The sequence below is a fragment of the Streptomyces sp. NPDC058470 genome, assembly GCF_042721055.1.
Taxonomy (GTDB): Bacteria; Actinomycetota; Actinomycetes; order Streptomycetales; family Streptomycetaceae; genus Streptomyces.
Genome location: NZ_JBHXMF010000016.1, coordinates 21,842 through 34,720 on the forward strand (window position 1 = coordinate 21,842; position 12,879 = coordinate 34,720).

14 protein-coding genes are annotated in these 12,879 nt (G+C 68.0%); 10 read left to right on the top strand and 4 right to left on the bottom strand.

The window, feature by feature from the left end; all coding sequences use genetic code 11:
- Positions 1 to 617, bottom strand: a 617-nt coding sequence (locus ACFWP7_RS14130; RefSeq protein ID WP_384381096.1) for a hypothetical protein, incomplete at its 3' end; no start/stop codon positions are given.
- 214 nt (positions 618 to 831) lie between these two features.
- Here ACFWP7_RS14130 and ACFWP7_RS14135 point away from each other — a divergent pair.
- Complete coding sequence (locus ACFWP7_RS14135) at positions 832 to 1,275, top strand: LexA family protein (RefSeq protein ID WP_384381098.1); 444 nt, start codon at positions 832 to 834, stop codon at positions 1,273 to 1,275.
- Between the two features lie 195 nt (positions 1,276 to 1,470).
- Here the strand turns inward: ACFWP7_RS14135 and ACFWP7_RS14140 are convergent, their stop codons facing one another.
- Positions 1,471 to 1,917: a hypothetical protein gene (locus tag ACFWP7_RS14140; RefSeq protein WP_384381100.1), complete on the bottom strand. Its 447-nt coding sequence runs from the start codon at positions 1,915 to 1,917 to the stop codon at positions 1,471 to 1,473.
- Positions 1,918 to 2,847: 930 nt separating this feature from the next.
- Here ACFWP7_RS14140 and ACFWP7_RS14145 point away from each other — a divergent pair.
- From ACFWP7_RS14145 to ACFWP7_RS14165, 5 genes are all read left to right on the top strand, one after another.
- Positions 2,848 to 3,027, top strand: a complete 180-nt coding sequence (locus ACFWP7_RS14145) for a hypothetical protein (RefSeq protein ID WP_384381102.1) — start codon at positions 2,848 to 2,850, stop codon at positions 3,025 to 3,027.
- A gap of 29 nt (positions 3,028 to 3,056) precedes the next feature.
- Positions 3,057 to 3,350: a Dabb family protein gene (locus tag ACFWP7_RS14150; protein ID WP_384381104.1), complete on the top strand. Its 294-nt coding sequence runs from the start codon at positions 3,057 to 3,059 to the stop codon at positions 3,348 to 3,350.
- Positions 3,351 to 3,562: 212 nt separating this feature from the next.
- Positions 3,563 to 4,567: an RNA polymerase sigma factor SigF gene (locus tag ACFWP7_RS14155; RefSeq protein ID WP_384381106.1), complete on the top strand. Its 1,005-nt coding sequence runs from the start codon at positions 3,563 to 3,565 to the stop codon at positions 4,565 to 4,567.
- A 244-nt stretch (positions 4,568 to 4,811) separates the two neighbouring features.
- On the top strand, positions 4,812 to 5,723 hold the full coding sequence (locus ACFWP7_RS14160; RefSeq protein ID WP_384381107.1) for an RNA polymerase sigma factor SigF: 912 nt from the start codon (positions 4,812 to 4,814) through the stop codon (positions 5,721 to 5,723).
- A gap of 628 nt (positions 5,724 to 6,351) precedes the next feature.
- Positions 6,352 to 6,594, top strand: coding sequence for a hypothetical protein (locus ACFWP7_RS14165; protein ID WP_384381109.1), 243 nt, complete (start codon positions 6,352 to 6,354; stop codon positions 6,592 to 6,594).
- 131 nt (positions 6,595 to 6,725) lie between these two features.
- Here ACFWP7_RS14165 and ACFWP7_RS14170 read toward each other — a convergent pair whose 3' ends face one another.
- Positions 6,726 to 6,926 (bottom strand): hypothetical protein, encoded by a 201-nt coding sequence (locus tag ACFWP7_RS14170; RefSeq protein WP_384381111.1) that lies wholly within the window; start codon positions 6,924 to 6,926, stop codon positions 6,726 to 6,728.
- Between the two features lie 235 nt (positions 6,927 to 7,161).
- Here ACFWP7_RS14170 and ACFWP7_RS14175 point away from each other — a divergent pair, with 235 nt between their 5' ends.
- From ACFWP7_RS14175 to ACFWP7_RS14190, 4 genes are all read left to right on the top strand, one after another.
- Positions 7,162 to 7,668, top strand: coding sequence for a MarR family winged helix-turn-helix transcriptional regulator (locus tag ACFWP7_RS14175; protein WP_384381113.1), 507 nt, complete (start codon positions 7,162 to 7,164; stop codon positions 7,666 to 7,668).
- 29 nt (positions 7,669 to 7,697) lie between these two features.
- Complete coding sequence (locus ACFWP7_RS14180) at positions 7,698 to 10,199, top strand: MFS transporter (RefSeq protein WP_384381115.1); 2,502 nt, start codon at positions 7,698 to 7,700, stop codon at positions 10,197 to 10,199.
- A 92-nt stretch (positions 10,200 to 10,291) separates the two neighbouring features.
- The gene (locus tag ACFWP7_RS14185; RefSeq protein WP_384381117.1) at positions 10,292 to 11,113 is read left to right on the top strand and encodes a YceI family protein; all 822 of its coding nucleotides are present in this window, start codon (positions 10,292 to 10,294) and stop codon (positions 11,111 to 11,113) included.
- 49 nt (positions 11,114 to 11,162) lie between these two features.
- A complete protein-coding gene (locus ACFWP7_RS14190) occupies positions 11,163 to 11,642 on the top strand; it encodes a PPOX class F420-dependent oxidoreductase (protein ID WP_384381119.1) in 480 nt (159 codons plus the stop codon).
- A gap of 185 nt (positions 11,643 to 11,827) precedes the next feature.
- Here the strand turns inward: ACFWP7_RS14190 and ACFWP7_RS14195 are convergent, their stop codons facing one another.
- The gene (locus ACFWP7_RS14195) at positions 11,828 to 12,607 is read right to left on the bottom strand and encodes a TetR/AcrR family transcriptional regulator (RefSeq protein ID WP_384381121.1); all 780 of its coding nucleotides are present in this window, start codon (positions 12,605 to 12,607) and stop codon (positions 11,828 to 11,830) included.
- Positions 12,608 to 12,879 lie beyond the last annotated feature (272 nt).

The window sequence follows — 12,879 nt, forward strand, 5'->3', positions numbered from 1 at the left end:
GCCGCCTTCGCATCAGCCGCTTGCCCGTCGGCACCACGCTCCTGGTCGGCACCACGCTCCTGAAGGGGCTCTTCAAGCTGTCCACCCGCAGCCGCCTTCGCATCAGCCGCTTGCCCGTCGGCACCACGCTCCTGGTCGGCACCACGCTCCTGAAGGGGCTCTTCAAGCTGTCCACCCGCAGCCGCCTTCGCATCAGCCGCTTGCTCGCCCCCGTCGTTTGGATCGTCCGAGCCATTGCCGTTAGAGCCCCCGCCCTCGTCAGAACTCCCTCCCCCACCCGGTTGCTCCGAGGCAAGGATCTGTGCCGTATTGGCCACAGCCTTGATACCCAGGTATGCGGTTGACATCGTGCCCACGGCCGTGAATGCACCCGTGATAAGCGCGATCGCTTCCGGCGAGGACGCACCTCCGAGCCTGCCGACACCCCAGATGACGACGAAGACAATGGCGGCGTCGCTGCCGAGCACCGCAAGAAGACCCGCCAGTGAACGGACGCGCTCTCGCGATGCGGCAGGCGCCTGGACCGCATGCTTGGGGAAGCCCAGGAGCGCAATGACGACGCCCGATACCAGCACGACAAGTGCCAGAGACAGGAAGATCTGAACGGTTAGGGGCATGGGATGCCTCCTATGAAAGGGCGCGGTAACCGAGCCCGGCCCCCGAGACGTTCCCCTCTCATTAGCATGCGCCGTCTGGCAGTGCGCTGCACCCGCAGCGGTTGCGCAGAGGCATCTGCGCGGGTAGCCCGATACCCGGATCCCACCGTGGTTGTCGACTCGGCTTCGCGCCGGCCCTCGCGTCAATAATCGAACACATGATTGAATTTTGGCCATGGCGCACACGACGTTTCCGCTCGATCTGATCCAGGCTCAACGCGACTGGAACCGCACCTATGCGGCGCTTGAGCGTCGACCGCTGCACACGGCCGCACTGCGTCGTCGGTTGCAGCAGCTCTCCGCCCGGCTTGCCTCCCACCCGTTCTGGGAGACGAGGGCCGGCCGGTCGCCAGGGGCGAGGGTCGACCTGCGTCGACAGGTCCGGGAGCTGGAGGAGGCAGAGGGCCGCCTCACGGAACAGCAGGAACGCATCCTGCAGTGCATCAGGGACTGGGTAGCCGACCGCGGGGAGACTCCCTCGATGCGGGAGATCTGCCGAAGCGTGGGACTGTCGAGCACGGGGTCAGTCGCGTACCAACTCGACAAGATGGAAGAACTCGGCGTCATCGACCGGGGCCCCAGCCGCGGCACGGGGAGGGGAATTGCCCTGCGCTGGTAACCGTCGCGCTCGCCTCGCCATCGTCAACGCAAGAGAACCCGCTAGGAGCAGGTGCCGCCCGCGCTCGCACACGTCGGGGAGTGTTGGAACGCGGGCGGGCGAGGCCGGGAGCGTCGGTCGGCATCAGACCTGACGCGCTCGCCGCCTTGCGCACGGCGTGCCCGCAGTGTCGGCCCGATATGGCCCGGGAGGGAACTACCACCAGCCCCGTTTAACTGAAACCCATGCCAGCCACACCAGGCCACCGGTGATCAAGAAATTCCTGGTCCGCAACCAGTCCACGTCCACTTGAGACAGCGCGGCCACCAGCATGAAAGCGACGGCTATGCCGGGCCATACGAGTACACCCCAGGATCCTGTCCGTCGGCGGGCGGGCGCTGCACCTGCGATCTGCGTCGCGACGGCGGGAGCGATGTACCCCTTGCGCACCCCTGCTACCACAGCGTCGGCTATGTCACTCTTATCGACTCTACTTAGAGCCTTCTCTGCACTCGCGGCTGTGTAGAGGTTGCCATGGAGGAAGATATCTCTGCCTGCGGTGACGTTCCCAGTGCCAGAGACTTTGACCAGGATTTTTTCTATCTCAGTCAGCCCCGTTTCACTGACCGGGCCCTGCTGACCGGGAGGGACTGATTGTTCCATGTCAGTCAGTCCCGTTCTGCTGGCCGGGCTCTGCTGACGGAGGGGCGCTGAAGGTGACGTTGCCGCCTGCAGCAATGTTCCCGTCACCATCCACGGTCAAAGACCTGCTGTGGTCTCCTCTTGCCTCGTTCCTCCTATTGAAAGAGATCTTCAGGGCAACTGCCGCTCCCCCGAGAACTGCGACAATGACGGAAGCAACTGCCACTAAGGAACTTTGATCCATTTCGCCCCCCGTTGTCTGTTTTGTAATTTCTGCGCGACATGAACGATATTCAGATCATAGTGATGGGTTATTGTGGGCAAGTAGCCTGGCGAGCGCAAGACTCCCTTCTTCCGGGTCATCTTTCTGGCCGGAGTCTTGACATCTACGCCCGGGCATCTACGCCCGGACATCTCCACTTCACCGTGATACGGACTCTGCCGCACCTCGTCTGACGATGGTTACCTCTGGCCTGCGCAAATGCGGAGATCACGACATGGAAGGCGTCACCGTCGAGACGACCGAGCAACCCCAGCCGCGCGTGCCGCTACGGAGGCGCCTTGGGGTGAGTGCCGACGATCCCGGTAGGCGACCTCGCGACCGGTCGGCGGCCGTCTCAGTTTCCGTCTCATTCACCCCCGTCCAGCGCCGTCCGTACCGGTTCGCGCGCCGAGCGGGAGCACGAGGGTGAACGGGGCTGAACGCGCGTGCATCAAGCTCCAACCGACACGAACAGACCTCGAAAGCGAGTGTGGCGCAAGTCACCGAGGGTTCAAATCCCTCCGCTACCGCTTGAGAAGGGCCCCGTCGAGAGACGGGGCCCTTCGTGCGTTCGCGCCCGGCAAAGGGCCACGACCAGCGGGCCGTTGGCCCCTAAAGGGGGTGTGAAGGTTACACTCGCGGCCGTCAACAGGGCCCCACCGGGCGCAGCAGTCACAGGGGAGGCCGCGATGGCGGTGAATTCGAAGAAGATCGCCGTCTATGTACTCGTGGTCTTCGCGCTCTACGTGATCATCACGGATCCGAAGACGGCGGCCGACTACGTCCAGATAGGGTTCGAGGGCATATCGAACGCTGCCCAGGCCGTCGGCGACTTCATGACCTGGATCGCCAACGGGGCCCAGGACTGAACCAAGAACCGCACCACCAGGGAGTGCCCGTGATCCGCCATCTGGTCCTCTTCAAGCTCAACGAGGGTGTCGAGCGCGACGACCCGAGTGTCGTCGCGGGCGTCGCCGCGTTCGGGGCGCTCGGCGCGCAGATCCCGGAGCTGCGCATCTGGGAATGCGGCTGGAACATCACCGACCGGCCCATCGCGTACGACTTCGCGATCAACTCCGCCGTGGACGACATCGACGCGCTGAAGCGGTACTTGGACCACCCGGCACACCAGGCGGGCGTCGCGCTGTGGCGCGAGTTCGCGACCTGGGTGATCGCCGACTATCCGTTCTGAGCCGCCCGGCTCGCCCTTCCGAGGCGCGCCCCCCGAGCCTCTCGCCGCAACCGGCGAGGGGCTGTTTTGCGTCTCGGGTCCCAACTCTCCCTAAATCTCGTTCAACACGGCGTTATGCGGTGCTTGCACACAGTGCACATGTCTTGTGATGCTATGACCGCTTTTGACGGATGAGTTGATGGATCTGACGGATCACAGAGGTGGAGTTGACCGTGCCGGCCAGTACTGCGCCTCAAGCACCGCCGCAAGCACCGCCGCAAGCACCACTACAGACGCCCCTACAGGCATCCCTGCAGGCCCCGCCACAGACATCTCTGCAGACACCGCCTCAGACACCCCCGCAGGCTGCTCCGCCGCAGACACCGCCCCAGGTCTCCCAGGTCTCACCCCAAACGCCGCCGGAAGACGTCGTGGTCGTGCAGGACCCGCCCCAGGAGGTCGCCCCGGAGCGGCGCCGCGGCGCCGACACCCGGGCCCTCACGCAGGTGCTCTTCGGCCAGCTCAAGGGGCTCCAGCCGGGCACCGCCGAGCACAACCGCGTACGCGGCGCGCTCATCGAGGCCAACCTCCCCCTCGTCCGGTACGCCGCCGCCCGCTTCCGCAGCCGCAACGAGCCCATGGAGGACGTCGTCCAGGTCGGCACGATCGGCCTGATCAACGCGATCGACCGGTTCGACCCCGACCGGGGCGTGCAGTTCCCGACCTTCGCGATGCCGACCGTCGTCGGGGAGATCAAGCGGTACTTCCGCGACAACGTCCGCATCGTCCACGTACCGCGTCGGCTGCACGAGCTGTGGGTGCAGGTGAACAGCGCCACGGAGGACCTCACGACGGCCTTCGGGCGCTCGCCCACCACATCCGAGATCGCCGAGCGGCTGCGGATCACCGAGGAGGAGGTGCTGTCCTGCATCGAGGCCGGACGCTCGTACCACGCGACCTCCCTCGAAGCCGCCCAGGAGGGCGACGGGCTGCCCGGACTGCTCGACCGGCTCGGCTACGAGGACCCGGCCCTCGACGGGGTCGAACACCGTGACCTCGTACGCCACCTCCTCGTACAACTGCCCGAGCGCGAGCAGAGAATCCTTCTCCTGCGCTACTACAGCAATTTGACGCAGTCACAGATCAGCGCGGAACTCGGCGTGTCCCAGATGCATGTGTCAAGGCTCCTGGCCCGTAGCTTCGCGCGCCTCAGATCCGCAAACAGGATCGAGGCGTAACCGGTAAGAGCGAATCGCTCACCGGCGTCTTTTCCGGTCGTTCGGCGCTGAAAAACCGTCAGACCCCCTCTACCCAGGGCCTATTCACCCTCACTGTGTCGACATATCACTTCAGCGTGTTGCCGACATGTGACATTCTGCGGCTACCGCGTTTGCCGCGGCCTCGCCTCCGGTATTCAGGTGGAGGCTGCGTTCCTCCGACGGGAGCGTCCGCCGCGACCGTCCGCGACCCAAAGGGGGTGGCATGTCCGCAGACCAGGGCAGCTCGAAGGTGCTCACGCTCACAAAGAGCGAATCCGCGCCCGACGTGCTTCACGTTGTCGATGTTCCAGCCCTTCCGGCCCCCGATGCCGCTCCGGCCGCCCGGGCCGTCCCGGCACCGACGACCTCAGGGGCCATCGACACCCGCACCCTGTCCCGCTCCCTGTTCCTGCGGTTCGCCGCACTGGGCGAGAACAGCCCCGAGCGTGGCTACGTTCGGGACACCCTCATCGAGCTCAACCTCCCGCTCGTCCGGTACGCGGCGGCGCGCTTCCGCTCCCGTAACGAGCCGATGGAGGACATCGTCCAGGTCGGCACGATCGGCCTGATCAAGGCGATCGACCGCTTCGACTGCGAACGCGGCGTGGAGTTCCCCACGTTCGCGATGCCGACGATCGTCGGTGAGATCAAGCGGTTCTTCCGCGACACGTCCTGGTCGGTGCGCGTCCCGCGCCGCCTCCAGGAGCTGCGGCTCGCCCTCACCAAGACCAGCGACGAGCTCTCCCAGAAGCTCGACCGCTCGCCCACCGTCGCCGAACTCGCCGTCGCACTCGGCGTGTCCGAGGAGGACGTGGTCGACGGCCTCGCGGTAGGCAACGCGTACACGGCGTCCTCCCTCGACTCACCCGCCCCCGAGGACGACGGCGGCGAGGGCTCCCTCGCAGACCGCCTCGGCTACGAGGACACCGCTCTGGAGGGCGTCGAGTACCGCGAGTCCCTCAAGCCGCTGCTCGCCAAACTGCCGCCCCGCGAGCGCCGGATCATCATGCTCCGCTTCTTCGCGAACATGACCCAGTCGCAGATCGGCGAGGAGGTCGGCATCTCGCAGATGCACGTCTCCCGGCTCCTGACCCGGACGCTCTCGCAGCTCCGGGAAGGGCTCATCTCGGACTGAACCGCCCGCGAGACCGGTGTACCGGCGAACCAGCCAACCGGCCCGAGGGTTCATATTTGACGGAGCGTCAGTCACACTGTCGCGATGCTGCGTCGACAGTGGATCCGTGTGACTCCTGGTCGCCGAGGTGCCCTTGTGGGTGCCTCGGCGGCTGTCGTGTGTCTGGGGAGCGCGCTCGTCGCCTGCGGCGCCGGGGACGGCGGGGCGGCTACGTCGCCGTGCAGCACCCCGCGTCCGGCCCGGCGGTGGCGCCCACGGGGGACGTGCAGTTGATCCCCCTGGCCCCCCGACCTCGGCATCCGAAAGTGCCAAGGGTGCGGCGGGGAACGGGACTTCAGGCGCGGCGGACACCCGGGATGACGGAAGCGGCACGCCCGCACCAGGGGCGGGGACCGCGAGCGACGCCCCCGGAGACGGACGTACGACATCACCGGGCGATGCGGACTCCGGCCGTACGGACGGAAGTTCCGGCTCGGAAACACCGACCGGCGCACCCCCTGCGCCTTCTGCGACTCCCGCGGAGCCCAAGCCGGCCGCACTCACCGTCGGCGCCCCCGGGCGCGCGAGCACCGATCACCGGTGGTGCGAGCAGGTCACCGTCTCGTTCCGCAACACCGGCGGTACGGCGGTGCGTTCGGGCACGGTGACCTTCGGGGCGCACATCATCGGGGCGTTGGGGATCGACTGGGCGACGATCGAGTCCAACAAGGAGTTGCCGGCGCCGATCGCCGCGGGCGCGGAGCGGACGAAGACCTGGACGGTGTGCGTCGAGGCGATGGAGGTCCCCCCGCTCGAGCGAAGCCGAGAGTGGGGGAGTGTGCCGCTGGGCATGCATGTCGAGACGCGGGACGTGTCCATGGACTGGACGTAGCCGAGCGCCTGCTCCCCCGCGCGCCCCGTCCCCGTACATCGACGCGTGAGGTGGATGCCGCCCGGCGGCGCGCGACCCCCGACGCCACGAGCGGCAAGGGCGCCCGCCGCGTCGGCGACCGGAACAGCGGTTTACATGAGTGCGAGCCAGGCCACCGCGGCCACGACCGCGACGGCGAGAACGACTCCGATGATCAGGCCGATGCGGGGGCCCGCCGGAGCGGCCACCGCCTGCTGCTGCCGGCCCTGGGGGGCCTCGTCGACGAATGCGCGGAACATCTGGGTGCTTCCCGCGGGGTCGTGGTTGCCCTCGGGGCCCTGGGTGTGTGCCATGGCCCAGGACACTAGCGAACGCCGGACGGTTGCCCAAGCGCGGGGGTTCCGCCCCCGGCCCTCCGCGGCCTGCGCGTGGGCCTGAACGGCCCGCCCTGACCCCCGCTCCGACCTGCGAATTTACGTTCGCCAACCTTGCCTTTGCCAAGGTTTTAGGGCGTGAATCTCCGATTTAGTTTGCCTGTAGCAACCAACTTATTTATGGTTGCCCCGAGCAACGAATACCGGAGGGACGATGGCCGAGCAGGCGCAGTACGAGGAGTTGGCTCGTCAGCTCAGCGCCATCGGTGCGGTGAAGAGGGACCTGGCACGAATCCTGCCGCCCGACTGCCCCGCGGGTTCCGCCACCGTGCTGACGCTGCTCGGCCGGTACGGCGAAATGCGCATGAGCAGGCTCGCCGAGCTGCTCGCCGTGGACATGTCGGTGACCAGCCGCCATGTCGCACACGTCGCGGACCGGGGCTGGATCGAACGGTCCGCCGACCCGGCCGACAAACGCTCACGCATCCTGCGCCTCACCCCCGCCGGACACGCACGGCTCGACGAGCTGTCCCGGCGCACCTCGCATCTCCTCGCCGACCGGCTGAGCGACTGGTCCGACCACGAGGTCGGGCTCCTCATCCACCTCATGGGCAGGCTGCGCGAGAGCTTCGGCGACTGCCGAGCCACTCCTCACCGGCTCCCCCGGGCACACGAGGCCACAACTGACCAACCACTGATCACCACCCGCACACCCGCATAGGTACGAAAGTACGCAACAGAAGGAAGCCCATGGTTACCACCACACCGTCCGGTGTGCGGGCGCACGCCAAGCACGGGGGTGGGTCCTCCGGATCCGCCGACGGCGCTCCGATGACACACCGGCAGATCATGGAGGCGCTCTCCGGGCTGTTGCTCGGACTGTTCGTCGCGATCCTGTCGTCGACCATCGTCACCAACGCGCTCCCCGAGATCATCGGCGACCTGGGGGGTGGCCAGTCCGCCTACACCTGGGTCGTCACGGCCTCGCTGCTGGCCATGACCGCGACGACGCCCCTGTGGGGCAAGCTCTCCGACCTGTACAGCAAGAAGACGCTCGTACAGATAGCGCTCATCGTCTACGTGCTCGGCTCGGCCGCCGCCGGACTGTCGCAGAACCCCGGCATGCTGATCGCCTGCCGTGTGGTGCAGGGCGTCGGCGTCGGTGGTCTGTCCGCCCTCGCCCAGATCGTGATGGCCGCGATGATCTCCCCGCGCCAGCGCGGGCGTTACTCCGGCTACCTCGGCGCGACGTTCGCGGTCGCGACCGTCGGCGGTCCGCTGCTGGGCGGTGTCATCACCGACACGTCGTGGCTCGGCTGGCGCTGGTGCTTCTACGTCGGTGTGCCGTTCGCCGTCGTCGCGCTGATCGTGCTGCAGAAGACCCTGCACCTGCCCGTCGTGAAGCGCGAGGTGAAGGTCGACTGGGGTGGCGCGTTCTTCATCTCCGCCGCCGTCTCGCTGCTGCTGGTCTGGGTCACCTTCGCCGGCAACAAGTACGACTGGGTGTCCTGGCAGACGTACGCGATGGTCGGCGGATCGATCCTGCTCGGGCTGCTGTTCGTGCTCGTCGAGTCGAAGGCGAGCGAGCCGATCATCCCGCTGCGGCTGTTCCGCAACCGCACCATCACCCTCTCCTCCATCGCCTCGCTCTTCGTGGGCGTCGCGATGTTCACCGGCACGGTCTTCTTCAGCCAGTACTTCCAGCTGGCCCGGGACAAGTCGCCGACGATGTCCGGCGTCATGACCATCCCGATGATCCTCGGTCTGTTCATCTCCTCCACCGTCTCCGGACAGGTCATCACCAAGACCGGCAGATGGAAGTACTGGCTGGTCAGCGGTGGCATCCTGGTCACCGCCGGGCTGGGCCTGCTGGGCACCATCCGGTACGACACGGTCTACTGGCACATCGCGATCTTCATGGCGCTGATGGGTCTCGGCGTCGGCATGATGATGCAGAACCTGGTGCTGTCCACGCAGAACCAGGTGGCCCCCGCGGACCTCGGCTCGGCCAGCTCCACGGTGACGTTCTTCCGTTCCCTCGGCGGCGCGATCGGCGTCTCCGCACTGGGCGCGGTGATGGCCACCCGGATCACCGACTACATCAAGGACGGCCTGGCCGGCCTCGACCCCAAGTACGCCTCCCTGGCGGCCGGTTCCAGCTCCGAGAGCACCATCCCGGACGTCGACAAGCTGCCCGCGCCGCTGCGCACCGTCGTGGAGAGCGCATACGGCCACGGCATCGCGGACGTCTTCCTGATCGCCGGGGCAATGGCGCTGCTCGCCTTCTTCGTGACGCTGTTCATCAAGGAGGTCCCGCTGCGGACCTCGGGCGGCCTGGCACAGGCAGCGGCGGAGGTTTCGCCGGCCGAGGAGAAGGTCCCGAGCTGGGCCACGGCAGCCCCCGATGACACGCAACAGCCCACGACCTCCGCCACGCCGGAGAGGGAAAGCACCCCCATGGCCATCACCTCCACCACCTCCACCACACCCAGCGGAATTCCGGTACGCGGGTACGTCCGGGGCACCGAGAGCGCGCCCGTGCCGCAGGCCGCGGTCACGCTGATCTCGCTGGCGGGACGGCAGTTGGGCCGCTCGGTCGCGCAGGCCGACGGCTCCTACGCCGTGGCCGCGCCCGGCGTGGGCAGTTACGTCCTGATCGCCTCCGCCGACGGCTTCCAACCGCAGGCCTCGACGGTCCTCGTGAACGACGGGCCGGTCACGTACGACATCCTGCTGAGCGGCACGAGCGGCCTGAGCGGTGTCGTACGGGCCGCGGAGACCGGAAGCCCGGTCAAGGACGCCATGGTCATCGTGACCGACGTGCGCGGTGATGTGCTGGCCACCGGAACCAGCGGTGCGCAGGGCGAGTTCACCTTCGCCGAGCTGATCCCGGGCTCCGTGACCGTCGCGGTCAACGCCACCGGACACCGGCCCGTGGCACTGCCCGTCGAGGTCGGCGGCGCCGGCGTCACCCGGGTCGAGGTCGAGCTCGCCTCCGGTGCCCTGGTCCAGGGTGTCGTACGGGCACAGGGCGGCCCGCTCGGAGATGCGCGGGTCACGCTGGTGGACGCGGCCGGCAATGTGGTCGGCACCTCCAGGACCGGCACGGACGGGGCGTACGCCTTCACCGACCTGGACAGCGGCGAGTACACGGTCATCGCGACGGGTTACCCGCCGGTGGCCACCGCGCTCACCGTCAACGGCGGCGGCGTCGACGCCCACGACATCGAACTCGCCTACCCCGGCGAGTAATTGGATCCCGGCCCGTGAGGGGCGCGCTCTGAGCGGAGGCGCACTTTCACGGGCCGGTTCTTTTTTGACCAGACTTGCAGGGAGAAAACGGGATGGGACTGACCGCAAGGATCCGTACGCGGGACGGATGGGCCGTGTCGCACGCGGTCGTCACGGTGACCGACGTGACGGGCACACAGGTGCTGCGTACCGAGGCGGACACCGAAGGAGCCGTGCACGACGCGACGCCCCTCGCCCCCGGCGCGTACACGGTGATCGTCACGGCGGTCGGCTACGCCCCCACGGCCTCCAGCGCCCTCGTCACGGCGAGCGGCCGGGCCGAGGTCGGCAGTGTGACCCTCGCCCGCCAGGGTGGCACCGAACTGCCGCCCCCCGGCCTCTGGACCGTCGACCCGGCGCACTCGTCCGTCGGCGCCGTCGCCCAGCACCTGGGCATCTCCAGCGTGCACGGCCGTTTCACCGACTTCGCGGCCCGGATCGAGATCGCCCCGGACGAGCCGGCCAAGTCCCGTGTCGAGGCGGTGATCAAGGCATCCTCCATCGACACCGGCAACGCGATGCGCGACGAACACCTGAAGTCCCCGGACTTCCTGGACGTCCTCACGTACCCCGAGATCACCTACCGATCGACGGGCCTCACCTCCGCCGGCTCCGACCGCTGGACCGTCCACGGCGAACTGACCCTGCACGGCGTCGTACGCCCGGTCGACCTGGACCTGGCCTACCTGGGAACCGGCGCCGACCCCTGGGGCGGCACCCGCGCGGCATTCCGCGCCACGGCCGACCTCCACCGCGAGGACTTCGCGATGAACTACAACCAGATCCTCCAGGCAGGCATCGCGGCCATCGGCACCACACTGAAGGTGGAACTGGACATCCAGGCCCTACAGGGCGAATCCCTCCCGCAGACATAGGAACACCAGGGACATCCACACAGCCACCCCAGGCCCTAGGCTGCGAGCCATGGCACCGAACACCGCAACGAACACCCCCGTGTCCCGCGAAGAGCTTCTGGACTTCGTACGTCCCCGCCACCGCGCCATCCTGCTCACCCGCCGCGCCGACGGCAGCCCCCAGGGCTCCCCGCTGGCCTGCGGGGTCGACGACTCCGGCCGCATCGTCGTCTCGACGTACCCCGAACGCGCCAAGACCCGCAACGCCAAGCGGGACGAGCGGGTCAGCCTGATCATCCTGAGCGACGAGTGGAACGGCCCGTGGGTCCAGGTCGACGGCACGGCCGAGGTCCTCGACGTGCCCGATTCCGTCGAGCCCCTCGTCGAGTACTACCGCAACATCGCCGGCGAGCACCCGGACTGGGACGAGTACCGCGAGGCCATGCTCAAGCAGGGCAAGTCGATCATCCGGGTCACCCCTGACCGCTGGAGCCCGGTGGCAACCGGCGGCTTCCCGGCCCGCCTGGCGGCCCCGCAGGACGAGAACTGACCGCACCGGACGACACACCCGCGGCCGCCCACCGGCGGGAGCGGCCGTGTCGGTACATCAAATGCCCGCATCCGAACGGATCCGAGCCCCACGGTCACTGACAAACCCCAGTCGATCCGTTCGGATGCGGGCGGATGTACCGGCGCGGCCCCGACCCACCCACAGCCCGTAAGCGGCCTCTACGCTCAGCCGCCCCGCGCCACCATCGCCTCGATCCCCGCGATCAGTGTCTCCAGCGCGAACCCGAAGTCCCGCTCCCGCATCTCCTCGACCGTGTCACCACCACGCGCCTCCCGGAGATCCGCGGAACGCCCGAAGTGCTCCGCGAACCGGGGCTGTTCGACGATCGTGCTCATGGCCTGGCGGTGGTACTCGTCCTGGCTCATCCCCGCCGAGGCACACCGCTGCACGAAGTGACCCTCGATCGTGCCGAACCCGTACACGAACTGGAAGACCGCCGAGAGCGCGCCCATCTGCCCGTGCGGGGGCAGCCCCGTCCTGCGGAGCACCTCCTGCACACGGAGCGAGAAGGCCATGGCGTGCGGGCCGATATTCAAGAAGGTCCCGATGAGCGGGGACACCCAGGGATGGCGCACCAGCAGCGCCCGATAGCCGCCGGCAAGGCCACGCAGCTGATCCCGCCAGTCCTCGCCCGACTCCGCTTCCGGCAGCTCCAGTTCACCGAACACCGCGTCGAGGGCCAGTTCGAGCAGGTCGTCCTTGGTGTCGACGTACCAGTACACGGACATCGCGGTGACGTTCAGCGCGGCGGCCAGCCGGCGCATGGAGAACTTCCCCATCCCCTCCGCGTCGAGCAACCGCACCGTGACCTCGGTGATCCGGTCCCGGTCGAGCCCCGAGGGCTGACCGCCACCACGCGGGGCCGCCCCGCCCCGGGGAGCCCTGCCCTCCAGCCAGACACTGGCCCGCGCCGGACGCTCGGCCCGGTCAGCTGCCCTCACCATGGCGCACCTTCCTCGGAACTCGAACTCGAACTCGCTACTTCAAGGAGGGCGGCCGGAACTCTCCGATCCGCCTTCCTTGACGATGCCAAGCGTGCGTTACACGGAAACCGCCACAACCGATTCTTCCCTCTCGGCCCGCCGCAGCAATGCCGCCGCTCGTGCGCCGAGCCCGCCATCGCGAGCAGCGCGGGCAGCGAGGTCGCGGCCGCCGGAATCAGCGCGGAGAAACGGGAGTTGGGAACCGCGCGCCCGCCCCGCCCTGGCGTGCGCCA

Bases quoted from the DNA above. Each gene is read 5' to 3' on its own strand.
- ACFWP7_RS14135 (WP_384381098.1), top strand. From the start codon at position 832: ATGGCGCACACGACGTTTCCGCTCGATCTGATCCAGGCTCAACGCGAC.
- ACFWP7_RS14140 (WP_384381100.1), bottom strand. From the start codon at position 1,917: ATGGAACAATCAGTCCCTCCCGGTCAGCAGGGCCCGGTCAGTGAAACG.
- ACFWP7_RS14145 (WP_384381102.1), top strand. From the start codon at position 2,848: ATGGCGGTGAATTCGAAGAAGATCGCCGTCTATGTACTCGTGGTCTTC.
- ACFWP7_RS14160 (WP_384381107.1), top strand. From the start codon at position 4,812: ATGTCCGCAGACCAGGGCAGCTCGAAGGTGCTCACGCTCACAAAGAGC.
- ACFWP7_RS14170 (WP_384381111.1), bottom strand. From the start codon at position 6,926: ATGGCACACACCCAGGGCCCCGAGGGCAACCACGACCCCGCGGGAAGC.
- ACFWP7_RS14175 (WP_384381113.1), top strand. From the start codon at position 7,162: ATGGCCGAGCAGGCGCAGTACGAGGAGTTGGCTCGTCAGCTCAGCGCC.
- ACFWP7_RS14180 (WP_384381115.1), top strand. From the start codon at position 7,698: ATGGTTACCACCACACCGTCCGGTGTGCGGGCGCACGCCAAGCACGGG.
- ACFWP7_RS14185 (WP_384381117.1), top strand. From the start codon at position 10,292: ATGGGACTGACCGCAAGGATCCGTACGCGGGACGGATGGGCCGTGTCG.
- ACFWP7_RS14190 (WP_384381119.1), top strand. From the start codon at position 11,163: ATGGCACCGAACACCGCAACGAACACCCCCGTGTCCCGCGAAGAGCTT.
- ACFWP7_RS14195 (WP_384381121.1), bottom strand. From the start codon at position 12,607: ATGGTGAGGGCAGCTGACCGGGCCGAGCGTCCGGCGCGGGCCAGTGTC.